The 24,142-nt window shown below is 63.3% G+C and carries 20 protein-coding genes and 1 pseudogene; 8 read left to right on the forward strand and 13 right to left on the reverse strand.

Annotated elements, in window-relative coordinates; all coding sequences use genetic code 11:
- Window positions 1–113: 113 nt before the first annotated feature.
- Genes IVA88_RS22275 through IVA88_RS22285 form a run of 4 tightly spaced genes read left to right on the forward strand, consistent with a single transcriptional unit; the run spans window position 114 to window position 2,064 of the window.
- Window positions 114–1,529, forward strand: a complete 1,416-nt coding sequence (locus tag IVA88_RS22275) for an OFA family MFS transporter (protein WP_247499311.1) — start codon at window positions 114–116, stop codon at window positions 1,527–1,529.
- A gap of 26 nt (window positions 1,530–1,555) precedes the next feature.
- Window positions 1,556–1,711, forward strand: a complete 156-nt coding sequence (locus IVA88_RS22280; protein ID WP_247499312.1) for a hypothetical protein — start codon at window positions 1,556–1,558, stop codon at window positions 1,709–1,711.
- Window positions 1,712–1,718: 7 nt separating this feature from the next.
- Window positions 1,719–1,844, forward strand: coding sequence for a hypothetical protein (locus tag IVA88_RS32490; RefSeq protein ID WP_256466821.1), 126 nt, complete (start codon window positions 1,719–1,721; stop codon window positions 1,842–1,844).
- 10 nt (window positions 1,845–1,854) lie between these two features.
- The gene (locus tag IVA88_RS22285) at window positions 1,855–2,064 is read left to right on the forward strand and encodes a hypothetical protein (RefSeq protein ID WP_247499313.1); all 210 of its coding nucleotides are present in this window, start codon (window positions 1,855–1,857) and stop codon (window positions 2,062–2,064) included.
- A gap of 27 nt (window positions 2,065–2,091) precedes the next feature.
- On the opposite strand, the gene IVA88_RS22290 is transcribed toward IVA88_RS22285, so the two are convergent.
- The 4 genes and pseudogenes from IVA88_RS22290 to IVA88_RS22305 all read right to left on the reverse strand — a co-directional run bounded on the left by IVA88_RS22290 (window position 2,092) and on the right by IVA88_RS22305 (window position 7,953).
- Window positions 2,092–2,985: a LysR family transcriptional regulator gene (locus tag IVA88_RS22290; RefSeq protein ID WP_247499314.1), complete on the reverse strand. Its 894-nt coding sequence runs from the start codon at window positions 2,983–2,985 to the stop codon at window positions 2,092–2,094.
- Between the two features lie 83 nt (window positions 2,986–3,068).
- Window positions 3,069–3,164, reverse strand: a pseudogene (locus IVA88_RS22295) (haloacid dehalogenase type II); the annotation flags it as partial.
- 34 nt (window positions 3,165–3,198) lie between these two features.
- Window positions 3,199–6,351 carry an adenylate/guanylate cyclase domain-containing protein gene (locus tag IVA88_RS22300; RefSeq protein WP_247499315.1) on the reverse strand — a complete coding sequence of 1,051 codons (3,153 nt, stop codon included), beginning with the start codon at window positions 6,349–6,351 and terminating at the stop codon, window positions 3,199–3,201.
- 243 nt (window positions 6,352–6,594) lie between these two features.
- Complete coding sequence (locus IVA88_RS22305; protein WP_247499316.1) at window positions 6,595–7,953, reverse strand: FAD-binding protein; 1,359 nt, start codon at window positions 7,951–7,953, stop codon at window positions 6,595–6,597.
- Window positions 7,954–8,280: 327 nt separating this feature from the next.
- Here IVA88_RS22305 and IVA88_RS22310 point away from each other — a divergent pair, with 327 nt between their 5' ends.
- Together IVA88_RS22310 and IVA88_RS22315 are read left to right on the forward strand one after the other, a co-directional pair.
- The gene (locus IVA88_RS22310; RefSeq protein ID WP_247499317.1) at window positions 8,281–10,101 is read left to right on the forward strand and encodes a peroxidase family protein; all 1,821 of its coding nucleotides are present in this window, start codon (window positions 8,281–8,283) and stop codon (window positions 10,099–10,101) included.
- Window positions 10,102–10,104: 3 nt separating this feature from the next.
- Window positions 10,105–11,049: a hypothetical protein gene (locus IVA88_RS22315; RefSeq protein ID WP_247499318.1), complete on the forward strand. Its 945-nt coding sequence runs from the start codon at window positions 10,105–10,107 to the stop codon at window positions 11,047–11,049.
- Here the strand turns inward: IVA88_RS22315 and IVA88_RS22320 are convergent.
- The 5 genes from IVA88_RS22320 to IVA88_RS22340 all read right to left on the reverse strand — a co-directional run bounded on the left by IVA88_RS22320 (window position 11,046) and on the right by IVA88_RS22340 (window position 16,048).
- Window positions 11,046–11,765: a haloacid dehalogenase type II gene (locus IVA88_RS22320; protein WP_247499319.1), complete on the reverse strand. Its 720-nt coding sequence runs from the start codon at window positions 11,763–11,765 to the stop codon at window positions 11,046–11,048. The two genes, IVA88_RS22315 and IVA88_RS22320, sit on opposite strands and share 4 nt — an antisense overlap.
- An 85-nt stretch (window positions 11,766–11,850) precedes the next feature.
- Window positions 11,851–12,852, reverse strand: a complete 1,002-nt coding sequence (glpX, locus tag IVA88_RS22325; protein ID WP_007609885.1) for a class II fructose-bisphosphatase — start codon at window positions 12,850–12,852, stop codon at window positions 11,851–11,853.
- Between the two features lie 138 nt (window positions 12,853–12,990).
- Entirely contained in the window at window positions 12,991–14,307 is a 1,317-nt protein-coding gene (locus IVA88_RS22330) for a homoserine dehydrogenase (protein WP_247499320.1), read from the reverse strand.
- A gap of 29 nt (window positions 14,308–14,336) precedes the next feature.
- Window positions 14,337–15,557, reverse strand: a complete 1,221-nt coding sequence (locus IVA88_RS22335; RefSeq protein ID WP_247499321.1) for an LL-diaminopimelate aminotransferase — start codon at window positions 15,555–15,557, stop codon at window positions 14,337–14,339.
- A gap of 215 nt (window positions 15,558–15,772) precedes the next feature.
- Window positions 15,773–16,048 carry a hypothetical protein gene (locus tag IVA88_RS22340; RefSeq protein ID WP_247499322.1) on the reverse strand — a complete coding sequence of 92 codons (276 nt, stop codon included), beginning with the start codon at window positions 16,046–16,048 and terminating at the stop codon, window positions 15,773–15,775.
- A gap of 253 nt (window positions 16,049–16,301) precedes the next feature.
- On the opposite strand from IVA88_RS22340, the gene phaC reads away from it, so the two are divergent.
- Window positions 16,302–18,110, forward strand: a complete 1,809-nt coding sequence (gene phaC / locus IVA88_RS22345; protein ID WP_247499323.1) for a class I poly(R)-hydroxyalkanoic acid synthase — start codon at window positions 16,302–16,304, stop codon at window positions 18,108–18,110.
- A 65-nt stretch (window positions 18,111–18,175) separates the two neighbouring features.
- The gene (locus tag IVA88_RS22350) at window positions 18,176–18,574 is read left to right on the forward strand and encodes an MAPEG family protein (RefSeq protein WP_247499324.1); all 399 of its coding nucleotides are present in this window, start codon (window positions 18,176–18,178) and stop codon (window positions 18,572–18,574) included.
- Window positions 18,575–18,703: 129 nt separating this feature from the next.
- On the opposite strand, the gene argC is transcribed toward IVA88_RS22350, so the two are convergent.
- The 4 genes from argC to IVA88_RS22370 form a co-directional block, all read right to left on the reverse strand.
- Window positions 18,704–19,702, reverse strand: a complete 999-nt coding sequence (gene argC / locus IVA88_RS22355; protein WP_247499325.1) for an N-acetyl-gamma-glutamyl-phosphate reductase — start codon at window positions 19,700–19,702, stop codon at window positions 18,704–18,706.
- Window positions 19,699–20,367, reverse strand: coding sequence for an FMN-binding negative transcriptional regulator (locus tag IVA88_RS22360; RefSeq protein ID WP_247499326.1), 669 nt, complete (start codon window positions 20,365–20,367; stop codon window positions 19,699–19,701). Before IVA88_RS22360 ends, argC begins: the two co-directional genes overlap by 4 nt.
- Window positions 20,368–20,640: 273 nt before the next feature.
- The gene (locus tag IVA88_RS22365; protein ID WP_247499327.1) at window positions 20,641–23,301 is read right to left on the reverse strand and encodes a DUF3857 domain-containing protein; all 2,661 of its coding nucleotides are present in this window, start codon (window positions 23,299–23,301) and stop codon (window positions 20,641–20,643) included.
- A 142-nt stretch (window positions 23,302–23,443) separates the two neighbouring features.
- Window positions 23,444–23,974 carry a DedA family protein gene (locus IVA88_RS22370; protein WP_247499328.1) on the reverse strand — a complete coding sequence of 177 codons (531 nt, stop codon included), beginning with the start codon at window positions 23,972–23,974 and terminating at the stop codon, window positions 23,444–23,446.
- Window positions 23,975–24,142: the final 168 nt, after the last annotated feature.

Consider the following 24,142-nt stretch of genomic DNA (forward strand, 5'->3'; position numbering starts at 1 on the left):
CGGCTAATATTATTCGTTTGTCAAAATCGTCCTCCTGCGTAGCTTAGGCAGCGCAGCTATCGCCCGCGGCGAGCGGCCGCCACCAAGAATGGCGAAGCACGCGGAGGATGAAGATGACAACGACGCTCGACGCATCGGGAATGCCTGCACGCTCGCCACTGCGGTTCCTCGATCGCGAGCATACGATCGCAAGGCCGGGCTATAGCCGATGGATGGTGCCGCCCGCGGCGCTCTGCGTGCACCTCTGCATCGGGCAGGCCTATGCCTTCAGCGTCTTCAACCTGCCGATGACCAAGCTGCTCGGCGTGACGCAATCGGCACCCGGCGACTGGAAGCTGACCGAGCTCGGCTGGATCTTTTCCATTGCGATGGTGTTCCTCGGACTGTCGGCCGCAGTGTTCGGACGCTGGGTCGAGGAAGGCGGCCCGCGGCGCGCGATGTTCACCGCCGGCGTCGCCTGGGCGAGCGCGTTCCTGATCTCGGCGCTCGGCGTCTATCTCCACAATCTCTGGATCATCTATCTCGGCTACGGCGTCGTCGGCGGCTGCGCACTTGGCATCGGCTACATCTCCCCGGTTTCGACGCTGATGAAGTGGTTTCCTGACCGGCCTGGCATGGCGACGGGCATGGCGATCATGGGCTTTGGCGGCGGCGCACTGATCGCCTCGCCCTTCTCGGTCTGGCTGATGAGCAAGTTCGCCAGCACGACCGACGTCGGCGTGCTCGGCGCCTTCATCACGCTCGGCTGCGTCTATTTCGTCTTCATGATGGTCGGCTCCGCAATCGTGCGCGTGCCTGCGCCGGGCTGGAAACCGGAAGGTTACGTGCCGCCTACAACCGCGACCAAGCTGATGACGAAGAACGACGTGTTCGTCTACCAGGCGATCAAGACCCCGCAGTTCTGGCTGATCTGGATCGTGTTGTTCTGCAACACAACGGCCGGCATCGGCGTGCTCGGCCAAGCCTCGGCGATGAGCCAGGAGATGTTCCCGGGACAAATCACTGCGGTCGCGGCCGCGGGTCTGGTCGGCCTGATGAGCCTGTTCAACATGGGCGGACGCTTCAGCTGGGCCTCGTTGTCCGACTTCATCGGACGCAAGAACACCTATTTCGTCTACATGGTGCTCGGCTTCGCGCTTTACGTCACCGTGCCCTATGCCGGCGCGAGCGGCAACGTCGTGCTGTTCGTGCTGTGCTTCCTGATCATCGTCAGCATGTATGGCGGCGGATTTTCCACGGTGCCGGCCTATCTGCGCGACATGTTCGGCACCCGCTATGTCGGAGCCATCCACGGCATCCTGCTCACGGCATGGTCGATGGCCGGCATCGCCGGGCCGGTGCTGATCAACTACATCCGCGAATACAACGTCACCCACGGTGTGCCGAAGGCGCAGGCCTACAACACCACTATGTACATCATGGCCGGACTGCTCGTGGTCGGCTTCCTCGCCAACCTCTGCGTCCGTGCCGTCGACAAGCGCCATCACATGAAAGACGACAAGGCAGGTCTCGAGCCGGCGCGCGCTTAACGCGCGGCGGAACAGAAGGAGCAACCATGACAACGACATCGCGAAGCGAAGCGTCATTCTCCCAGCTGCTGCTGAGCTGGATCACCTATCGGGTGTTCCGGATGACGGCGGTCAAGCCGGCCCATCGCGCCAGCGAGATCGCTGCCGCCGCCGCGGCAAGCAACAATCCCTCGGGAGCGTGACATCATCATGCATAATGCCCGGACCGTAAAAACCACGCCGCTGCAATTGGCGCTGGCCTGGAGCTTTGCAGGCATCCCTTTGCTTGCGGGCGTCATCCAGACACTGTTCAACGCGATGAAGCTGTTTCAGTAGGCACGAACCCATGCGCTCGACGGACAGGTCCGCAACGCACCTCGGCAGCGCGCGGCAATTGATCGTCGATGAGGGTTTTACCTTCTGCATGCTTGCTGCGGTGGTCGCCGCTGCGGTTCTCGCATTCGGCTTCGATGCGACCGCGGACATCATCGTCGCAATGCTTGCGATCGGCGCGGTGACGGCGGTTGCCGAAACCCGCATGCACCGGCGCCGCTAGCACAGTCCGGCCGCTGCGAGCCAGCTGTCAGCGGATTTTGCGCACGCGCCGCGCCGGCGTTTCCATCACGCGCCGCGCTTGCTCGGCGGCGAGGCCGCGCATGATCGCGATCGCGCTCTGCACATGATCGTCCGACTGGTCGACCGAAGAGACGACATAGGCCGGCATGGAGAACTTTGGTGCGCCGGCCACCAGGTGCAGGCGCCGCGCCTTCAGCAGCGGCTCGACGATCCGGTGGGCGAAGTAGCCGGAGCCGCCGTTTGCCAGAACATGCTGAAGCCCAAGCCAGCCGATATTGGCCGTCAGCGCAGGCCCCGCGAAATTGGGGAAGACGGCGCTGTGGCGGGCATAGAACTCCGGTCCCCAGTCGACATAGACGTAGCCCTCCTGCGGCTCGGGCTCGCTTTTGGGATTGGTCGAGACCAGCACCAGTTGCTCCTCGATCAGCAGTTCGACTTTCAGGCCGGGCCGGCTTTGCGGCGTGTACATCACGCCGATGTCGATGCGGCCTTCGACCAGCCCCTGCATCAACTCCGGCTCGAGCGCGCTCTCCGCGCGAATGGAGATTTGCGGATTGGCCTCCTGCATGCGCGGCAGCCAGAGCAGCAGAAACTCCTCCCACAGCCCGATGCGGCCGCCAACCACCAACGCCCCGCTAAAGCCTTTGGGGAGGCCGACGTCATGCCGGGCCTGCTCGACGGTGCGCACCAGGGTCGAGGCGTGACGCTGGAATTGGCGCCCGGCTGCCGTCAATGCCGCGCCGGCCTTGTTGCGCACGAACAGCGTGCACCCAAGCAGCTCTTCGAGGGACTGAATCCGCGTGCTGACGGTGGACTGGCTGACGTGAAGACGCTCGGCGGCCGTGATGAAATTGCCCGTCGCGACCACGGTCAGGAATGTACGCGCAAGCTCGGTATCCAAAGGCGGCCTCACATCGACATATTCGATATGAAATGCGCTCTCTTGAGGGATGTCAAACCGAAGAAATGCTGATTGGCACTCCAGCGGTCGGCGCTTCCGCCAAGAGCCTTGGCCACGACGTCCCAATTGCCGGAGGCCTCGAGATCGACCTTCTGGAGTGGACCGTATTCGGTCGGCCTTCCGCGAAAGCGGTCTTATCCCGGATCTGGGCTGTCAGCTGCGCGAGCGCTCCTGGAGGGAGCGCAACAGCCTGCTGGCGTCCGAACGATCGCCGCCGTCCGGCTGACCGGCAAAGAACTGCAATTCGTGACGCAGGAGCGTGCGGGCGCGCTCGGTCTCGCCTTTGGCGGCGAGCAGGCCCGCAAGGCTCTCCGCGGCACGCAGGCCAAATCCGCGCTGGCCACGACGCTGGGCAAGCGCAAGCGCCAGCTCGAAGTTCCGTTCGGCGAGCGAGATGTCGTTGACCTGCGCATGTGCGGCAAATCGACCTTCGATCCGAAGGCACTCGGCCTCATACCAATAGTTGCCACCCCGCCCGAAGACGTTACGCGCCTGATCGAGACAACGCCGGGCGTCCGCCAGCCTGTCGGCGCGGACATAGGCCTCCGCGAGCCAGCAAAGATATGTGGGCAGCTGGTAGACGAGGTGTGCCGTCAGCAGGAAATCGCGCTGCTTCTCCAGCATATCGATCCCTTCCGCGAGGCGACCGCTCTCGACGTCGGCCCAACCGAGATAGGTCCGCGCCACCGAGACCCAGAGCGGCAATTCCCGTCTGATCGCCCCATCGAGCGTCCGCTGTGCCAGCGCCCGGACCGTCTGCACGTCCCTCTCCAGCGTGTACATCATGCAGACATGCGCGTAGGCGTAGCCGAGGGTATGGGCGTGCGACAATTGCTGCGCGTGTCCGAGTGCCTCTCGGCCGTGCGTGACCGCATCGGTCACTCGCCCCACCAGCCAGGAGCAGATGCACAGATTTGACAGGCTCGTGATCTGCACGTCGGTGCCGTATGTCACGGCCGTGGCGCGGTCGGCGGCAGCATCGTAGAGCTTGGCTGCCCGATCGAGATGAACGCACGCCTGCTCGGTCTCCCCGTCGAGCAACGACGTGCCGAGCAGCCGATGTCCGACCATCCGATCGGCCCTCGTTCCCTTTTGCTCGGCGAGCGTCAGAAAGTCCTGCGCCAGCGTGCCGGCCTCCCGCACGTTGCTCGCAACGCGCAAGTAAGACCATCTTGCGTACAGCGCCGGAAAGATGCGCGGATCGTTATCGAGGGCGCGGCAGAGCTCGATGGCACGGCTGCTCACGTTGGCGACCGCGTCGGCGCCAAATCCCTGTAGCGCGATCGTCGGTCCGATCAGCGCGAGTTGGGCGTTCAGCTCCAGATTGTTCCGTTCAAGTCCCTCTGGAAGCCTCCTGATCTCCTCCAGCGCCATGTTGAGCTCGGCGATCGCCTCCAGATTTGCCGAACGTTCTGCAGCCTGCTGGGCCGCCTTCAGCCGCATCTGCGCCGCTCGGGAGGTGCGTCCGGCCTCAGACAGATGCTGGGCGAGATAGCCGGGTTCCGTCATGGTAATCTCTGGCAGATGGAGCTCGATCTCCGCAGCCACGCGGTCGTGAAGCTCTCGTCTCTGCCGTTTCAGAAGCGAATAATAGGCGACGTCCCGGACCAAGGCATGCTTGAAGGAGTAGATCTTTTCGTCGTCGTTGCGCTCGAGCCCTATCAGTCCAGACGCTCGCAGCCGCTCGAGGGCGGGTTCGAGGGCGTCGTGAAGCTCGCCGGCAACGGCGTCAAGAAGCCGATGCGGAAAGGTTCGGCCGATCACCGACGCGAGCTGCGCGACCGCCTTGGCATTGCCGAGCCGCTCGAGACGCAGCATCAGGGAATCGTAGAGCGCCGATGGCACTTCGGAAGGTCCGCTGGCGCCGGCCGTTCTGACGCCGGGATCGACCTGGCCGGTCTCCAGGGCAGCCGCAGCCAACTCTTCCACGAACAGCGGCACACCGTCCGATCGTGCGACAACCTGCTGGATCAATTGGCTCGACAGCTGTTTGTCGCGTACGACCGATCCTGCGAGATCGCGGCAGTGCTCGTCGTCGAGCCGCTGAAGCACGATGCGCAGGATCATCGGCGATACGTTACCGACGACAGACGCTCGGCTGGTGACCACCAGGAGATTCCGCGTGGCACCGATCTGGCCGGCAATGCGCTCCACGATCTCGATCGTCGATGGATCGGCCCAGTGAAAATCCTCCACCAGAATCAGGCCGGCCTCGCCGCGCGCTTGCGAGATCAACAGCTGCACCGCCGCATCGCGCGTCTTCCGACGCTGCTCTTGTGCATCGGGAATTGTCGGGCCTGACGCCGCCGACATCGGTAAACCGAGCATCTGACCGATCAGCGTCAACTGCTCCTCGGCGCCGCCACACGTCTCGGCCATGAAACCACGCAGACGCGCCGAATTCGCCTCGGCGTCTTCATCTCTGGCAATGCCGATGCGCTGCTCAAGGGCTCTGATGATCGGGTATAGCGGTGTGCTCTGATGCGGGGCGGAGGCTTGGACCACCAGGATCAGCTCGTCCGGCAGCGCGGCCCTTTCGATCAGCTCCAATGCCAGGCGCGATTTGCCGATCCCGGGCTCCCCGGTGATCTCCACCGTACGCCCCTGCCCGGTCCGCGCCAGCTCCCACGCTTGCAGCAGCTGGCCCATTTCAGCGACCCTGTCCACCAGGCGCGAGGCATTGCGACGGCGTGCACGATGGCCGGCGCCATCTTCCAACGCCTCGCCCACGACGAGAAAGACCTCGACTTTTCGCGACAGTCCCTTGAGCGAACGCATACCGAGCGGTTGCAGGGCGAATTTGCCGCGGAGGAGGCGCCTGGTCTCACCGCTGATCACGAGTGAATTTGGCTCACCCATTTCCAGCAACCGGAATGCGATGTTGGGCGTATCGCCGACGATCTCCGTCGCATCGTGCACATGGCCCGGCCCCGCCTTGCCGATCACCGCTACGCCCGTATGGACCCCGATCCGAACGCGAAGCGGTTCCTGGATCGCCGCAATGGCGCGCTCACTGAGTTCGCGAAGTGCCCGCAACAACACCAGGCCGGCGCGTACCGCGCTCTCGGCCTCGTTCTCCGATGCGAGGGGATAGCCGAATTCCGCACGAATGCCGTCGCCGATGTAGTTGACGACGCTGCCTCCGGCATTGCTGATGCATTGCGAGCTTATCGCCTGGAATTCCAGCAATATTTCTCGCAGATCCTCGATGTCGCAACGCTCGGAGAGGCCCGTTGAATCAACGACGTCGCAGAACAGAACGGTGAGCTGCCGGCGTTCGGTTACTCTGTCGTGAGGGTCGTCCATCACTCATCCCGGAATTCTGACAATGTTCCGCGGTTCGATTTGGCGCCGCTGCCGTTTCCTGAGCGCGCAGAGATTGCGCCCTTCTCTTGAGAGAAGTCCACCTCTCGAGAGAAGTCTACGCCGCTGTGGGTGACAATCAATCAGCCACACTGTCCGACCACGCCCGACGAAATTTCCGGTGCAGGTCGGATACTGCAGGCACGTCAACTTCCGTATGATGGCTCCGGGCTGGCCATCACCGGCTCAGAGCAGATCGGCAAAGAATGGGTTCAGCATGCGTCCGTGCGGATCCTCCAGCCTGACTTGCGCAGAAAACCGCGTCCATCGCGCACCATACGCGGCCGTGACATGCTGCCGGGTGACGAACGGGCTCTGATTCAGCAACGGAATGCCATTCCTCTTGTGCGCGAAATCATTGAACTCTTTCAAAAACCCGTCCCACGCCGGCCTGTCCGTAAAGGCGTGAATGGGGTCGACCGAAAAAACGTCTCCGTCGTGCGAGTAGGACAGCAACGAATGCTCGTCCTTCCGGATGAAGTAGGAGCCAAGCGCCATGTTGCAGCGGAAGTCATGGTCCTTGAAATACTTTTCGCTGAAGTCCACGTAGTCGCGCAGCACATTCAGCCATTCAGCCCGCGGAAATGCCCAGAATGTAAATGCATATCGCGCCGACGGCGGCGTCTTGCTGTAGTCGATCGTCTTGTCGGGATTGTACAGCGTCGCTCCGCCGACCAGGTGCAGGAACGACATTAACAACCGGCTGCCAACGAACCACGTGTCGAGCGACGCATCCCTGAGAGGCTTGGTCGGGATGCTGCTGTCGATAAACCTGCCAACGCGGGCTTCCGTATGGTTCCAGAGGGCACGGCGGCTGGCCGCGAACAGCGACCCTAACGGCCCAACCCTATCGATAGGATGTCGCGTCTGGAAGTGTGCCTTTCGACCGACCGTCCAGCAAATCAAGCCTCGCGATGCATCGATGATTCCATCCACTTCCTTCTCGGTCAGCTCTCCGATCGGGCGCGGCAAATATCTGAAGTGGACCGCTTCCAGCGGCTTGATGCGAAACGTCACCTCGTAGATGACGCCGCACAGGCCATAGCTCGAGCGCATCAAGTACATCACTTGCGGGTTTTTATCCTCCGATGCTTCCGCCAACCCGCCGCTGGGCGTCACCCACTTCATCGCTGTGATGTACGAGCCGACCTGCCCGAACTCGCCGCCGTCCAGGCCGTCCTTGGTGTGGCAGCAGGCCGCCGCGCCGAGTGTCATGTTCCCGATCTCGATATTGGTCAGAAACTGGAGGTTCATCGCCCGCAACGCCCGCGATGCGGCAATGAACTGGAGACCCGCCTCGGCCGTGAACGTCATGCTGTGTGGATCGATCTTGAGGATACGGCTCATCCCGGACATGTCGATGATCGTCCCGTCCGAGGACGCGCAAGGCGTCAAGGAATGATAGCTGCCCATCGCCCGAACAGGGCTTGGGTAGCGGTCGGCATCCCTGAGGATCGATTGAATCTCGTCGACGGAGCGCGGTGACACCAGCTGCGCGGGTGAGCTTGTGATCCCGCCGTCGTAATTGCGAACCATATTGCCCATCTGCGTCACCCCCTTGACGGCGAAACACGCAACTTAAGATGGCTTTTCGGTCTTGCCGACGTCGGTGCCGGCCTGGTTCTCACGAGGTTGTAGCTCGTTGTCGCGCAGCTTCGCCCCGCTCACGAAATTCAGCCGGGTCGCCCGATGCACCCACGGCTGTATGACATCCTATCCGAGCAAACATTTAACCGACAGGAGAAATTGAGTGACGGGCGACCGCAGCGTCCGGCAAGCCGGCGTTGGCAGACGGGCATTTTGGTGCTAAATGAACTGCATTTACTAGTTGCAAGTCGAATTTATTTCACGCGATTGCGTCGGGGAACGTCGATGTCCCGCGAGAATGATGGTTTTGTCTTCCATCGTGGCCTGCTCCAGGCGGTCCTGGATGTTGTCTATCGGGCCATAAACTTCTTTGTCACATGGGACCACCTGCCGACCCTGCTCGGAGCTGCCAATCTTTCGGTGTTCCGCGACCGGCTGCGGGCGCACAACCTCCACCATACCGGCTACGGCACGACGTCGCCTGGCTGGAGCCCTGGCAACGACCGGTGGCGTTCCGCCGACGGCTCGTTCAACAACCTCGACCATCCGCGCATGGGCATGGCGGGCGCCCGGTTCGGACGCAATTTCCCGCTGCCGGAATGCGTCCCGGACAGCGTAGACGATCTGCTCGAACCCAGTCCGCGCGAGATTTCGGAGGAATTGCTGGCGCGCGACCAATTTATTCCCGCAACCAGTCTCAATCTGCTGGCCGCCGCCTGGATCCAGTTCGAAACGCATAACTGGTTCAGCCATGGAGTGCCCGAGTCGGGAAATGAGTTCAAAATCCCACTGAAGGCGGGCGACGAATGGCCTAAGGAGGAGCGGATCGGCGGCTACATGAAGATCCGTCGCACTGTTCGCGACGAGACATCGCGTGAATCATGGCTCGGCGCCGCACCGACATTTCGCAACCTCAACTCGCATTGGTGGGACGCCGGACAGATCTACGGCAGCGATCGCGCGAGGCAGATGCAGATCCGTTCCGGGGTCGATGGGAAGATCGAGATCGGCAACGATGGAATGCTTCCTGCCGATCCAGTTCACCCAGGTGCCGATCTCACCGGATTCAACGACAATTGGTGGGTCGGGCTCAGCCTGCTGCACAATCTCTTCGCGCGTGAGCACAATGTCATCTGCGACGGCTTGAAGACGCGGTATCCCACCTGGATTGACGAGGAGCTATTCCAGCGTGCGCGCCTGATCAACGGAGCCCTGATCGCCAAGATCCATACCATCGAATGGACGCCAGGCATCCTTGGCCATCCTGCACTGGACTTCAGCATGCACGCCAACTGGTCGGGGATACCGTACCGGGTGCTGCGCGCGGTGCTCGGCAAGAACAGCGAAGCCGCCTATGGCATCATCGGTTCTCCGACGGAGCAGCACAGCGCGCCCTACGCCATGACCGAGGAATTCACCGCCGTCTACCGCCTGCACCCGCTGATCCCGGACGACATGGATGTGCGGCGGCTCGACGCCGCAGAGGTCGAACACTGCAAGCTGGTCGACATGCAGGGAGGCGTCTCCCGCAAGTTCATGGAGACGCGCGGCTTCGCCAACCTGATGTACTCCTTCGGCACCGCTCATCCCGGCGCCATTCGCCTCCACAATTATCCCAACTTCCTGCGCCAGTTCACGAAGGACGGGCAGCCGCTGCTCGACGTGGCCGCGATCGATATCATGCGCGATCGCGAGCGCGGCGTGCCGCGCTACAATCGTTTCCGCGAGCTGGTCGGCAAGAAGCGAGTCAAGACGTTCGAGGAAATCACCAGCATCCCCGATGCGGCGAGGAAGATGCGCGCGATCTACAAGGGCGACGTCGACCGCGTTGATCTGATGGTCGGGCTCTTGGCCGAGGACCTGCCGGACGGTTTTGGCTTCAGCGATACCGCCTTCCGCATCTTCATCCTGATGGCATCGCGGCGTCTCAAGAGCGACCGCTTCTTCACCGACGATTACCGGGCGGAAGTTTACACGAACTTCGGTCTGGACTGGGTCCACAAAAACGGGATGAAATCGGTCCTGCTGCGGCATGTGCCGCAACTCGGACCGGCGCTCGAGGGCGTCAACAACGCCTTTGCCCCCTGGAACGTGCTGCGAGGCTGACCCATGGCCCTCATCCTCAGCATTCCGGGCCTCGTCCGCGTCGCGCTCGTCCGCGATCCCGACGAACTGCTCCGCGTCAACAATGCGGGTAGGGTCGCCCGCTCACTGTCTGGCCGCGGTGGCCTGTTCAATCGCTCGGTCGCGGCAAAGCTCGCAGTTTTCCGCACACCTGATGGCGACATCTGGCCGGCATTTCGCGACCGGCACGATCCATTGCGCGCGGCCCATCAGGCGACCCTCGAATCCGCGCTTTCGGATGTCGAGCCACTGTTGCAACGGATCGCGCCGGAGATCGCCGAGCTCGGCAACTACATCCGCGACGGGCACGCGCATCGCAGCATGGGCGTCGTTGTTCAGCAAGCGATAGGCCGGCTCTTCTTCGCCGACTATATTGCGAGCGAGGAGTCCTACGCCGCCGCGCGCACGTTGCAGGCCTGGCTGTCGGCCTGGCCGCTGCGTGCATACTGGATCAGGCGCAGCGGCGCGTTGAAGGCTTCGCTCGATCGAATTGAAGCAACCTCGCGCGGTAATATGGCTTGCGCGCATGCAACTGCGCTTGCAATGGGCAACATCGTAAAGTCGATCGATCTGATGCGCGAGCTGGTGCTTCGCGGCGACAGTCTGGCGAAGATCGAACCGCAGGATGCGCTGCTTCGCACCCTGCGCGCGCCCGCGCGCGTGGTCCGCGAGGCGCGCGATGGAGACTGCGTTGGTTTGATCCGGCTGCGGTCACGGACGTTGGTGCTGCTCGCGGTCGAAGACGCCCGCCAGCAACGTGCCTCCGATCCGGGCTTCGCATTCTTTGCCGACGCGTGGAATCGTTGCCCCGCGCACAGCATTGTCCCCGCGTTGCTCATCGAGGTGTGGCGGGCGGCAAGGACCAACAAGAAGCACAGCGCGACAGGCACGCCGCCGCAAGGTGGACGGCCAAAGTCGCAGCCGCCCTAGCACCCCAGCCGGTCGGCTATCCCGCCAAAATCCTTGGCCACGATGTCCCACTTGCCGGTGGCCTCGAAGTCGACCTTCTGGAGCGGACCGTATTCGGTCGGCCGCGCCACGAAGGCGGTCTTCAGCCCGTTCTTCTGCGCGGCGGCGAGATCGCCGTTGTGGGCGGCGACCATCATCACCTCTTCCGGCTTGAGGCAAAGCAGCCGCGCGGCGCCGAGGTAGGTTTCGGGATCGGGCTTGTAGTGCTCGAACAGCTCGGCCGACATGACGAGGTCCCACGGCAGGCCAGCGAACTTCGCCATGTTGGTCAGCAGCGCAACATTGCCGTTCGACAGCGGCGAGATCACGAATTTCGTCTTCAGCCGCGTTAGCCCCGCGACGCTGTCGGGCCACGGATGCAGGCGATGCCAGCCCTTGGTGAGGTGATCGAGATCGGCTTCGGTCAGGCCTTTGATCGAAAATTGCTCGACCAGCTTTTCCAGCGAGCGGCGATGCAGATCGTCCAGCATGACATAGCCGCGCTCGGGATGTTTGCGCACGTCGTCCATCGAGGCCATGTACATGCCGCGCCAGCCGTCGACCAGGGCGGTCCAGTCGGCGGAGATGCCGCGGCCCTTCGCCCACCACATGAAGTCCGTGATCAGGCTGGTGCGCCAGTCCACGACGGTGCCGAACACGTCGAACACGAGCGCTTTGATGGCCGTGAGGTCTGACATCGACGCTTCCCTGTGTTGCCTATTGTTGGTCATGCCGGGATGCGCCGCGAGGCGCAGGCCCGGAATGACGGCCGCACGTTGTGACTCAGTCCAGGTGGAACTTCGCCAGCTCGCGGTGCTCGGCCTTGATGTAACGCACGGTGCCGGTGACCGAACGCATCACCACCGTCTCTGTCTCGATCACGCCGTCCTTGCGGAATTTGACGCCTGACAGCAGCGAGCCCGTGGTGACGCCGGTGGCGGCGAACAGGCAGTCGCCGCGCGCCATGTCCTCGATGCCGTAGATCATCTTGGGATCGTTCACGCCCATCTTGGCGGCGCGCTCGCGCTTCTCGTCGGAGTCGAGGATGAGGCGGCACTGCATCTGGCCACCGATGCAGCGCAGCGCCACGGCCGCGAGCACGCCTTCCGGCGCGCCGCCGGTGCCGAGATACATGTCGACGCCGGTATTGTCGGGGTCGGCGCAGTGGATCACGCCGGCGACGTCACCATCGGTGATGAGGCGCACGGCGGCGCCGGTCGAGCGCACGCTCTCGATGATGCTGGCATGGCGCGGACGGTCGAGCACGAGAACGGTGATGCCGTCAGGCTTGACGCCCTTGGCTTTGGCGAGGCGGCGGACGTTTTCGGCCGGTGTCGCATCGAGCTCGACGACGCCCTTGTCATAGCCGGGACCGATCGCGAGCTTCTGCATGTAGACGTCGGGGGCGTGCAAGAGCGTGCCGCCGTCGGCCATCGCCATGGTGGCAATCGAGCCCGGCATGTTCTTGGCGCACAGCGTGGTACCTTCGAGCGGGTCGACGGCGATGTCGACCTGCGGGCCGGCGTTCATGCCGACCTTCTCGCCGATGAAGAGCATCGGCGCCTCGTCGCGCTCGCCCTCGCCGATGACGATGGTGCCCTCGATCGGCAGCTTGTTGAGCTCGCGCCGCATCGCGTCCACCGCGGCCTGGTCGGCCGCCTTCTCATTGCCGTGCCCGCGCAGGCGCGCCGAGGACACCGCCGCCCGCTCCGTCACACGCACGATCTCCAGCGTGAGAATGCGCTCGAGCAACGCTTGCGGCGGGACAGAAATATGGGTCGACATCGGCTCACTCCTTCGAAACGGTTTTGGACGGAAATCCCCGTCCGCATCAACTCGTAACACCCACAGTTCGTTCGAACCGTGTCATTGCTGAAGCATGCTCTTTCCGGAAAACCGCTTTGCACTTTTCCGGAGCATGCCCTAGTTCTTCTCGATCCGGATCACCTGCGGCCGCCCGCTGATCACCTTGTCCTTTTGCACGGCCGCGAGCGCGCGGCGCACGGCGTCCTCATGCGTGGCATAGGTGATGAGGATGACAGGCACCGGGACCGCCTTGCCGTCTGCCGGCGCAGCGCCGCCATTGGGATGGCGCTGCACGATCGACTCGATCGAAATCTTCTGCTCCGCGAGGCGGGTCGCGATCGCAGCCGCGGTGCCCGGGAAATCGCGTGCCAGAAGGCGGATGTAGTAGCCGCCCTCGTGGCGCTCCATCGGCGCCTTCTTGGTATCCTGGAGCTGCGAAATCGGCCGGCCGAACGGATTGGCGCGAATGCCTCGGGCGACATCGGCGATATCGGCGACGACGGCGGATGCGGTCGCAGCACCGCCGGCACCGGGGCCGACCAGCGTGATCGGCGGGATGCCCTCGCCATCGATCGTGACCGCGTTGGTGACACCCATCACCTGCGCGATCGATGAGGATTTTGGAACCATGGTCGGATGCACGCGCTGCTCGATGCCCGTGGCGGTGCGAACCGCGACACCGAGGAGCTTGAGCCGGTAACCGAGATCGTCGGCCGCACGGAGATCTTCCGGCGCGATGGAGGAGATACCTTCGACATACACCGCGCTTTGAGCAACTTTCGTGCCGAAAGCGAGGCTGGCGAGAATGGCGAGTTTTTGCGCGGTATCGTGGCCGTCGACGTCGAATGACGGATTGGCTTCGGCATAGCCGAGCCGTTGCGCATCCTTCAGGCATTCGGCGAAGGACAGGCCCTCCTGCTCCATCCGGGTCAGGATGTAATTGCAGGTGCCATTGAGGATGCCGTAGACCCGGTTGATGCCGGTTCCGGCAAGACCCTCGCGTAACGTTTTGATGACAGGGATCGCAGCGCCGACGGCTGCCTCGAAATTCAGCGCGCCGCCGTGCTTTTCGGCGGCCTTGGCCAGCTTGAGGCCGTGCTTGGCGAGCAACGCCTTGTTGGCGGTGACAACGGACTTGCCGGCACCGAGCGCGGCTTCGACCGCCGACAGCGCGGGATCGCCGGAACCGCCCATCAGCTCGACGAAGCAGTCGATGCCGGGATGCGTGGCGAGGGCAAGCGGATCCTTGACCCATTCGATGCCACGCAGATCGACGCCGCGCTTCTTGGCCTTCGAGCGCGCGGTGACGGCGACGACGCGGATTCCGCGGCCGCTGCGGCCCGCGAGCACGCGTGCCTGCGTTTCAATCAAACGGACAACTTCGGCGCCCACGGTGCCGAGCCCCGCTATGCCCACTTTCAGGGGTGCAACCATGATGCTTTGGAAAACCTGCGGAAGAGAACTTAGCGCCGAGTGGCGAGCGGAACGACGTTGTGCAACGTTTCGATGCCGCTTTCAAGGAAGCGGCGCACGCCGCGCGCGGCCTGCCTGATCCGTTGCTCGTTTTCCACCATGGCGATGCGGACATATCCTTCACCATGCTCGCCAAAGCCGACGCCGGGCGAGACCGCGACACCGGATTTCTCCACCATCAGGGTCGCGAACTGCATACTGCCGACGCTGCGGAAGGCTTCCGGCAGCGGCACCCAGGCGAACATCGATGCCTCCGGCGGCGGGATCTCCCAGCCAGCTCGGCCGAACGAGTCAACCAGCGCATCGCGCCGCTTGCGGTAGGTGTCGCGCATCTCCTTGATGCAATCGTCCGGTCCGTTCAGCGCGGCGGTCGCTGCGACCTGGATCGGCGTGAACGCACCGTAGTCGAGATAGGATTTGACGCGCCCGAGCGCCGCAATCACGCGCTCGTTGCCGACGGCGAAGCCCATGCGCCAGCCGGCCATCGAATAGGTCTTCGACATCGAGGTGAATTCGACGGCGACGTCGATTGCGCCCGGCACCTGGAGCACCGAAGGCGGCGGGTTGTTCTCGTCGAAATAGACCTCGGCATAAGCGAGATCGGACAGGATCAGGATCTCGTGCTTCTTCGCGAACGCGACCAGGTCCTTGTAGAAGTCGAGGCTCGCGACATAGGCGGTCGGGTTCGAAGGATAGCAGACCACGAGCGCCAGCGGCTTCGGGATCGAATGCACGATCGCCCGCTCGGCCGCCTCGAAGAATTGCGGCGTCGGCTCCGAAGGCACCGAGCGGATCACCCCGCCCGCCATCAAGAAGCCGAAGGCGTGAATCGGGTAGCTCGGATTCGGACAAAGGATGACGTCGCCGGGCGCGGTGATCGCCTGCGCCACGTTGGCAAAGCCCTCCTTGGAGCCGAGCGTCGCCACCACCTGGGTGTCGGGATCGAGCTTCACACCGAAGCGGCGGGCGTAGTAGCCGGCCTGGGCCCGGCGCAGCCCGGGGATGCCGCGGGAGGCGGAGTAGCGGTCGGTGCGCGGCTTGCCCAGCGTCTCCTTCAGCTTCTCCAGCACATGCGCCGGCGCCGGCAGGTCCGGATTGCCCATGCCGAGGTCGATGATGTCGGCGCCGGCATTCCGCGCGGCCGCCTTGGCCCGGTTGACCTGTTCGAACACGTAAGGTGGAAGGCGGCGGATGCGGTAAAATTCTTCCATGGCTCTCTCGGCTCCGGGCAACCGGTCTGGACAGAATCGACAGGCCATAACGACCATGCGGAAAGGCGCCCGCCTCCTTCGCGAAAATTACTCAAGATCAAATACTTAGAGCAATCATCGACGACGGTGACTGAAGTCGTTCGCCCTGACTCTCGGCTGAACTGAGGTCTTTTAGCACGGCAAGGCCGAGGCGCCAGCGATTACCTTGCAGCGCCTTATTTCGCGTCCTTGGTGGCAACCGCCTGACGGTCGCGCGCGGCAGCGAGCTCGGCCTCGATCTTGGCGCGTTGGTCCGGCGGCATGACCGCCTGATCGCGCTCCGGCGGCAGATCGTGCACCGGCAGATAGCTGCCGGGCTCCCTGGGATGCGCTTGCGCATCGGCGGGCGTCATATCCGCAAGCTGGCTCGAGCAACCGCCCAGGGCGAGCGCCGCCATCAGCAGCGCGCCGCAAATCAGCCGCGACTTTTGCAGGTCCCTCAACGCCAACACTTGGGAAATCCCCACCTCGTCCCAAAGCACGGCCCCGGGCAACCTTACCCAACTCCGCGCCCAAGCTCAAACCATTGCTGCCCAAATGGTGCGAGCGAGAAAACAGCCCGGGACCACCAAGCCGAGCGGTGCGGCTCGATTGTGACGGAACCAAGAAAATTTGTCGCACTGCAACACATCTTCGCGAGTGTTTAACGCCAAACATGCGAGCTTCGCGGTGACGAATACGGAATGAATCGCTACTGTTCTGCTCATGAATATGGCCACTACCGATACGCCCAAACCCGAAACGAAGTTCGATGCGGAAGCCTTCGCGATGAATGTCGCGCGGGCGATGGAGAACGGCGGCAAGGCGCTCGCCGCATATCTCAAGCCGCGCGAGAGCGGCGAGGTGCAGGATCGTCCGCCCGCGGAGCTTGCCGAGGTCGTCAAGGCCTTCACGGCTGTCGCCGAATACTGGCTGTCGGATACCTCGCGGTCGTCCGAGCTCCAGACCAAGCTTGCCAAGGACTATCTCGACCTCTGGGGCTCGGCGGCGCGGCGCCTGGCCGGCCAGGACGCCCCGCCTGCGATCGCGCCCTCGCCGCGCGACAAGCGCTTTGCCGATCCGGAATGGAAGTCGAACCCGTTCTTCGATTTCGTGATGCAGCTCTATCTGCTCACGACAAAATTTGCGCAGGAGCTTGTGCGCGACGCCGAGGGGCTCGATCCGCAGACCCGCCGCAAGGCCGAGTTCTACATCCAGCAGGTCACCAACGCGTTGTCGCCCTCCAACTTCGTGCTGACCAATCCGGAAGTGCTGCGCGCGACGCTGGCCAGCAATGGCGAAAATCTCGCGCGCGGCCTGAAGATGCTGGCCGAGGACATCGCCGCCGGCAAGGGCACGCTGAAGATCCGCCAGTCCGATCCGGACAACCTCGTCGTCGGCGTGAACATGGCGACGACGCCGGGCAAGGTGATCTTTCAGAATGAGATGATGCAGCTGATCCAGTATGCGCCGACGACGGAGAACGTGCTGCGCACGCCGCTCCTGATCATCCCGCCCTGGATCAACAAGTTCTACATCCTCGATCTCAAGCCGGAGAAATCCTACATCAAATGGTGCGTCGACCAGGGCATCACCGTGTTCGTGATCTCATGGGTCAATCCGGACAAGCGGCTCGGAGCCAAGAGCTGGGAAGACTACATGAAGGAAGGCCCGCTCACGGCGATGGACGTGATCGAGAAGGTCACCGGCGAGATGAAGGTGCACACCGCCGGCTATTGCGTCGGCGGCACCATGCTCGCGACCACGCTGGCCTGGCTCGCCGAGAAGCGCCGCCAGCGCGTGGCGTCAGCGACGTTCTTCGCGGCACAGGTCGACTTCACCCATGCAGGTGATTTGCTCGTGTTCGTCGACGAGGAGCAGATCGCAGCCGTCGAGCAGGACATGAAGGCGGCGGGCGTGCTCGAAGGCTCGAAGATGGCGATGGCCTTCAACATGCTGCGCTCCAACGATTTGATCTGGTCCTATGTCGTCAGCAATTACCTCAAGGGCCAGCAGCCAAGCGCGTTCGACCTGCTGCACTGGAATTCGGACGCGACGCGCATGACCGCGTCGAACCATTCCTACTATCTGCGCAATTGCTATCTGGAGAACCGGCTCTCGACCGGCACGTTGGTGCTGGACAACACTCTGCTCGATCTCTCCAAGGTCATGGTGCCCGTCTACAATCTGGCGACCCGCGAGGACCACATCGCGCCGGCGGAATCGGTGCTGTATGGCTCGCAGTTCTTCGGCGGCCCGGTGAAATACGTGCTGTCCGGCTCGGGTCACATCGCCGGGGTGGTCAATCCGCCCGCCTCGAACAAATACCAGTACTGGACCAACGACAACGTCAAGGCCACCAACGTCGCCGAGTGGATGAAGGGCGCGGTCGAGCACAAGGGCTCGTGGTGGCCGGACTGGCGGCAATGGCTGGGCGAGCTCGACCCGGAGGAAGTCCCTGCGCGCACGGTCGGCAGCGAGGCGTTTCCGCCGATCGAGGACGCGCCCGGCAGCTATGTCAGGGTTCGCGCATAGCAGAATCTTTCGCGCTTTCGTATAAGCTCCACGCCTGCAGCAGAGATTGATGAGGGGACCGGGTTATGACGCGTGAATTGTTCTGGCTGACACTGACGGTGGTCCTGACCGGAATCCTCTGGATTCCCTACACCATCAACCGCTGCCAGATTCGCGGTCTCGGTGGCGCGATGGCCAATCCCTCGCGCGGCGACAAGCCGCTCGCCGAGTGGGCGAACCGGCTCATGTTCGCGCACGACAATGCCGTCGAGAATCTCGTCATCTTCGCGTCGCTGGTGCTCATCCTCAACGCGGTCGACTATTCGACGAAATGGACGGTGCTTGCCAGCGCCGTTTATTTCTGGTCGCGCGTGGCGCATCTGATTGTTTACGTGATGGGCGTTCCTGTATTCCGCACAGCTGCCTTCCTGGTCGGCTTCGCTGCACAGGCCGTGCTGGCCGTCGCGATATTCAAGATGGTTTGATCGCGCGTCCCTGACAGGGCGAAGCGCGAGCCGGGATCCAGAAAGCCACAGGCGAAGCAGGAAGAATAGGCCCCGGCTCTGCAGCGCATCATTGAAGAAGTGCTGCGCTGTGCCCGAGGCACAAGTGCCCTACGCCTCCGGCAATCCCAGCATCAGCCGCATGTTCTGCACGGCCGCGCCGGACGCGCCCTTGCCGAGATTGTCGAGCCGGGCGACCAGCACCGCCTGGTGGTATTTGTCGCTGGCGAAGACGTAGAGCTCGAGCATGTTGGTCTCGTTGAGCGCTTCCGGTTCGAGCTTGCCGCCCTTGATCGCCTCGTTCTGCAGCGGCATCGCCGAGACGTATTTTGAGCCGGCGTAACGCTTTGCCAGCGCGGCCTGGAGATCGGCGCCGCTGGGCTTGCCGGGCAGCGTGTCGAGCTGAAGCGGCACCGAGACCAGCATGCCCTGCCGATAATTGGCGACGGACGGGATGAAGATCGGCCGCCGCGTCAGGTTCGAATAGAGCTGCATCTCCGGCAGATGCTTGTGCTCGAAGCCGAGGCCGTAGAGCTCGAAGGACGGCGCGCTGCCGTCCTCGAAGCTCGCGATCATCGACTTGCCACCGCCGGAATAGCCGCTCACCGCGTTGACGGTGATCGGATAGTCCTGCGGCAGCAGGCCGGCATCGACGATCGGCCGCAGCAGCGCGATCGCGCCGGTCGGATAGCAGCCGGGGTTGGAGACCTTCTTCGCAGCCTTGATCTTGCCGGCCTGGTCCGGTGTCAGTTCCGGAAAACCATAGGCCCAGTCGGGCGCAACCCGGTACGCGGTCGAGGCGTCCAGCACCTTCGGGGCCGAGACGCCCATGCTGTCGATGAGGGCGACGGTTTGCTTCGCGGCGTCATCCGGCAGGCAGAGGATGACGAGGTCCACCTCCTCCATCAGCGCCTTCTTGGCCGCGGGGTCCTTGCGCTTGTCGTCGGCGATCGTCTTCACGACCACGTCGCTCTGCAGCTTCAGGCGCTCGTTGATGCCGAGCCCGGTCGTGCCGGAGCCGCCATCGACGAAGACGGTGGCGGGCTTCTTCGTAGCGCCAGCAGTCGGTGCTTTCGTCGTTTCAGTAAGGCTGGTTTCAGAAAGGCTCATGGCGCGCTCCTTTCGAGCATGTTCGTTTCGTTCACGAAGGCTTCCGGCCTCACGTCCTGCATCAGTTGCGCGATCTCTCTGGCACCAGCATGGGCTTGCGCCCCGAGGGCGTTGGCGATCGCCATATAGTCGGCGTCGGATTTGTGCTGGTTGAGTTTGAAGCTGCCTTCGACCTCCTCAACCGTCATGACCAGACCCACGATCGCCTTCTTCAACGTTTCGAGCCGGCCGGCCGCCATCTTGCCCGACGTCCACGGCGTCTTCGGCAACAGCCAGCTCTCGAACTTCTCACTGAGCGTGTCGATCTGCACCGCCAACTCGCTATCCGACAGCAGCCGCACCGGCCCGCTCAGATGCACCGACTGGTAAAGCCAGGTCGGCACCTGATCCGGCGAGACGTACCAGTCCGGCGATACATAGGCATCGGGGCCGTTGACCGCGAGCAGCCAGGACGCCGCGCCGTCCGCCAGCTTTGGCAGCGGATTGTGACGGGCGACGTGAAAGGCGGCCTGCGGCGTGCCGTCAGCGGCATAAGTCAGGTAGAACGGAATTGGCGAGGCGACGGGCTTGTGGCCGTCGAACGCGCACATCGTCCCGAAGCCGCGCTCGCCCGCGAATTTGAGGCTCGCGGCGCGGTCCTGCTTGAAAAAGGGTGGCGTGTACATCGTGGTCTCCTGCTGGCCTCCTTGGGGGCCGCCGGATCAGATCGCGCTGACAGGAGAGAGAATGCCGCGGATCGGATCCAGCGGCAAAGACGATGATCTCAAACGCGATCGACCGCCCAAACCGCAAGACTGCGGCGGCGGCGACGGGCGAACAAAATGGTCGCGGCGTTGATCATGGCGCGGGGCTATAAGGCCATATCGGACGGACGTCAAGGTTTGGAACGATCGGCGGCGCCCCGCCCCGAAGCGACCGGCGGATACCCCGCTATCGCCCTACCATCGCGCGAGGCCGAGACCGCTGAAGAGCGAGCCCCAAAAGGAACTGCCGCCACGGGTCAGCTCGTAGAGACGAGCGCCTGCCTGTTCGTTTCCTCGATCGGACGCCTTGCTGTACCACCTGATCGCCTGCTGCTTATCCTTCGGCACGCCGGTGCCACTCTCGTAGGCCCAACCCAGATTGTATTGAGCCCAGCCGTCGTTCTGGTCGGCGGCCAAGCGTAGCAGGGATATGCCCTTGGCAAGATCCTGCGGCACGCCCTGGCCTTTGACGTGCAACAGACCGAGACTCATCTGCGCGTACGTGGAGCCCTGCTCGGCCGCCCGCGAAAACAGATCGAAGGCCAGGGCAAAGTCCTGTGGAACACCACGACCGTCCCGGTACAGGGCGGCAAGGCGCGCCTGGCTGTAGGCCTTACCCTGCTCCGCCGCCTTGGCGTACCAATCGGCCGCCTGCTTCTCGTCGCGAACCTGCCCCGGACCCGTTTCGTGGAGGTAAGCAAGCTGCTCCTGGCTGTAGGCGTCGCCCTGCTCGGCGGACAGGCGAAACCATCTGACCGCTTCCCCGGCGTCGCGCCTGGTCCCGCTACCGTCCCTGTACATCGCCCCCACATGGGCCTGGGCGCGGGCGTTGCCGATTTCGGCCAGCGGTTTCAACCGCTCCATCGCGCGTTCGAAATCGTGAGCAAGATAAGCATTCGCCCCCTCAGTGTAATCGGCGCTGACCTCAATGACCGAAAATGCGCCCTGCGGGGTCAGGCCGATCGGTGCAGACCTGAACTCATCGAGCTTGTCGAAGCCCTTCTCGATGATCGCGGCAAATTCCGCCGGACAGACCGGCGCGTCGAGCGTGAGGCGAAGCACCGCCGTGGAGCGGATGGTCTTTCCATCGATGTCGATGGTGCCGCGGACCTCAATCCGGCCGTGGACGGATCCGTAGCCCGTCCGGCCTTCGAACGTCTGCGAATAGTCGATCGGCGCAGGTTTCTCGTAGAAGAAGATGTTATCGGGGATCGCGAGTGAAGCGACCTCGCGGTATTCCATCGGCCGGCAAGTGAAAGGCCGGCCACTGGACTGACGCACGGCCAGCCGCAGCAGCGATCGCCTTGGATCGGTCAAAGGCAGCATCCTGACGCGGGCCGGCCTTTCGAGACTGACCGGTTTGGTAATCTGAAACGTGGACGTGATCGCGAAATCGTCCCTCAGCTCGCGCGGATTCGGATAGGTGTAGTCGCCGCTGCCGGTCAGGCCGGCCTGCTCGATCAGCTTCCTGGCGGTCATGCGCCGATCCGCATCATCCAGCCCCTGCGCGAACACGCGTCCCAGCTGCGCGCCGACCCCGGTGCCGGACAGGATCGACTGCGCCTCGCGTTTCCCGTCCTTGCCGAGAACGTAGTCCGTTTCCGCGGCCAGACGGAAGCTCGCCGCCTCGATCATTGGAATGCGTCCCAACGTGCCTTTGTCGATATTGAGGACCGGCTTGCCCGCGAGCTCCGGTGGCAGCGAACCGAAGGCAAAGAGTGAGGCCGTCGGATCGAGATACTGGTCGATCTCCGGGACATAGGCGATCGCATGGTCGAAATTCGGCGTCGCCACTTCGGTAAGCGTGTATCTGGCGCCCGCGTTCACCGCGACCAGATTGGCCTCTATGCCCTGGGCAGCAAGCAGCGCCTTGAACAACGTCGCGTGCGCCTTGCAATCGCCGTAGCGCGACGCGAGCACGGCCGAGGCCGGCTGTGAGATCCAGCCGCCGTCCTCCAGTCCAATTCCGACGTAGCGGATGTTGCGGGCCACCCAATTGTAAATGCGCTCGATCTTCGCCCGTGAGCCGGTCGCATCGCCAGTGATCTCCCGCGAAAGTCGCGTGATCTTCTCGTCCGGTCGCGCCATGGGCGCGTTGCGGGCGTCCAGCCTCGCCGCGAAAGCAGCATAGTCGGCAAATGTGCTCGCTTCGAAACGCGTGGCATATGAGAGAGTCTCATCGTCGATCTGGCCAGGCCTGGGCGTGTCCTGCCGGAAATGCACGCGATGGACAATGCGGTCGTCTACCCTCTCTTCCCAGTGCTCGACATTGCGCGTTGCGATGCGCAGCGGCCTGGACGCCGGTCCGTCCACGATCACTTCGAGCAATTCCGGCGGTTGGTTTGCCGGCTCGCGCCAGACGCGCGCAAATTCGCCTGGAAATCTCGCCTGCCTCGCCTTGTAAATCAGACGCCCGCGGACGCTGTCGCCGGCAGCAACGTGCGGAAAGGCGATGATCCTGTCGCGAACCTCGTCGAAATAGGGCGAAGAGGATTCTATCGAAGCCGGTTGATCGCGGATGGCACGTTCGTCAACCACGACGACGCTGCCATCGGCCTTGAGGGTGGCGAGCGCCGTTGACGACAATTCGTCGAAATAGCCGTTGTACTGAAAACTCTGCTGCGCGATCGCCTCGGCACCCTTTTCATCGAGCGCCTTGATCTCGAACTCGAAGACCTCGTTGCTCAGCCCCGTCTCATCGAATGTGACGGTATGACGTGCTATCGTTCGCCGCCAGCCGGGGTCGATCCAGCCGGTCTTCGTTTCCGGGCCGGGCGGCTCCGCGGCAAACGATCTCGTGCATGGCGTTAGCAGGAGCAACGCCGCCAGGAAGGCTGAATAAATTCGTACGATCATCTATGAGCGCTCGGCCAATCAGGTCCGCAGCTCAACTAGCAAGCGAAAATTACCGGCGGCACTCTCAGAAAGAACGACTTTTAAGTTTCTCCCACCTCGACGGGTCTCCCGACGATCCCCTTGGATCGCGAGCCTGGTTCAATCACACCACGCGCCAGATCCACTCCATGACCTTCGCGATCACGTCGCCGAACAGCAGCAGCGCCGCCGACCAGACCAGCGCCGAGACGAAATTGGCGGCCTGAAAGCTCCAATACGGCATCTCGAAAATGCCGGCGGCAAGTGGCACCGAGGCGCGCAAGGGACCGAAGAAGCGGCCGATGAAGATGCTCGGCACGCCCCAGCTGCGCACGAAGGCCTCGCCCCTGGGCAGGAGTTCCGGATAGCGCGAGAGCGGCCACATCTGGGCGACCTGCTCCTTGTAGCGGTAGCCGAACCAATAGGAGACCCAGTCGCCCAGCGCCGCGCCGATGCCGCCGGCGATCCAGACCGGATAGAAGCTGATGCCGCTCGCGCCAATCAGCGCGCCGATCGCGACCAACGCACCCCAGGCCGGGATCAGCAGCGAGATGAAGGCGAGCGACTCCCCGAATGCGAGCAGGAACACGATGGGAGCGGCCCAGGCCTGGTGAGCGCGCACGAAATCGGCCAGGGCGTGCGCATACTGCTCCATTCAAAAATAGCCTTCCCGCCCTGCCGCATCGTGCTGCCAGATGAAAAGGACTGGTAAGCCAAGGACTTGTGTGACATCAAGTCACAAAGCCCGGTCCAGATGGAACCTGGACGTCAAATTGCCGGGAATTGGTGGGGCTGCGGCGTAAAATCGCCGGGATTGGCTCCC

The sequence above is a fragment of the Bradyrhizobium sp. 149 genome, assembly GCF_023073915.1.
Classification (GTDB): domain Bacteria; phylum Pseudomonadota; class Alphaproteobacteria; order Rhizobiales; family Xanthobacteraceae; genus Bradyrhizobium.

Coding starts and splice junctions, on each gene's coding strand:
- IVA88_RS22280 (WP_247499312.1), top strand. CDS start 1,556: ATGACAACGACATCGCGAAGCGAAGCGTCATTCTCCCAGCTGCTGCTG.
- IVA88_RS22320 (WP_247499319.1), bottom strand. CDS start 11,765: ATGTCAGACCTCACGGCCATCAAAGCGCTCGTGTTCGACGTGTTCGGC.
- IVA88_RS22350 (WP_247499324.1), top strand. CDS start 18,176: ATGACGCGTGAATTGTTCTGGCTGACACTGACGGTGGTCCTGACCGGA.
- IVA88_RS22285 (WP_247499313.1), top strand. CDS start 1,855: ATGCGCTCGACGGACAGGTCCGCAACGCACCTCGGCAGCGCGCGGCAA.
- phaC (WP_247499323.1), top strand. CDS start 16,302: ATGAATATGGCCACTACCGATACGCCCAAACCCGAAACGAAGTTCGAT.
- IVA88_RS22330 (WP_247499320.1), bottom strand. CDS start 14,307: ATGGTTGCACCCCTGAAAGTGGGCATAGCGGGGCTCGGCACCGTGGGC.
- glpX (WP_007609885.1), bottom strand. CDS start 12,852: ATGTCGACCCATATTTCTGTCCCGCCGCAAGCGTTGCTCGAGCGCATT.
- IVA88_RS32490 (WP_256466821.1), top strand. CDS start 1,719: ATGCATAATGCCCGGACCGTAAAAACCACGCCGCTGCAATTGGCGCTG.
- IVA88_RS22335 (WP_247499321.1), bottom strand. CDS start 15,557: ATGGAAGAATTTTACCGCATCCGCCGCCTTCCACCTTACGTGTTCGAA.
- IVA88_RS22310 (WP_247499317.1), top strand. CDS start 8,281: ATGTCCCGCGAGAATGATGGTTTTGTCTTCCATCGTGGCCTGCTCCAG.
- IVA88_RS22365 (WP_247499327.1), bottom strand. CDS start 23,301: ATGATCGTACGAATTTATTCAGCCTTCCTGGCGGCGTTGCTCCTGCTA.
- IVA88_RS22275 (WP_247499311.1), top strand. CDS start 114: ATGACAACGACGCTCGACGCATCGGGAATGCCTGCACGCTCGCCACTG.
- IVA88_RS22300 (WP_247499315.1), bottom strand. CDS start 6,351: ATGGACGACCCTCACGACAGAGTAACCGAACGCCGGCAGCTCACCGTT.
- argC (WP_247499325.1), bottom strand. CDS start 19,702: ATGAGCCTTTCTGAAACCAGCCTTACTGAAACGACGAAAGCACCGACT.
- IVA88_RS22360 (WP_247499326.1), bottom strand. CDS start 20,367: ATGTACACGCCACCCTTTTTCAAGCAGGACCGCGCCGCGAGCCTCAAA.
- IVA88_RS22315 (WP_247499318.1), top strand. CDS start 10,105: ATGGCCCTCATCCTCAGCATTCCGGGCCTCGTCCGCGTCGCGCTCGTC.
- IVA88_RS22305 (WP_247499316.1), bottom strand. CDS start 7,953: ATGGGCAATATGGTTCGCAATTACGACGGCGGGATCACAAGCTCACCC.
- IVA88_RS22370 (WP_247499328.1), bottom strand. CDS start 23,974: ATGGAGCAGTATGCGCACGCCCTGGCCGATTTCGTGCGCGCTCACCAG.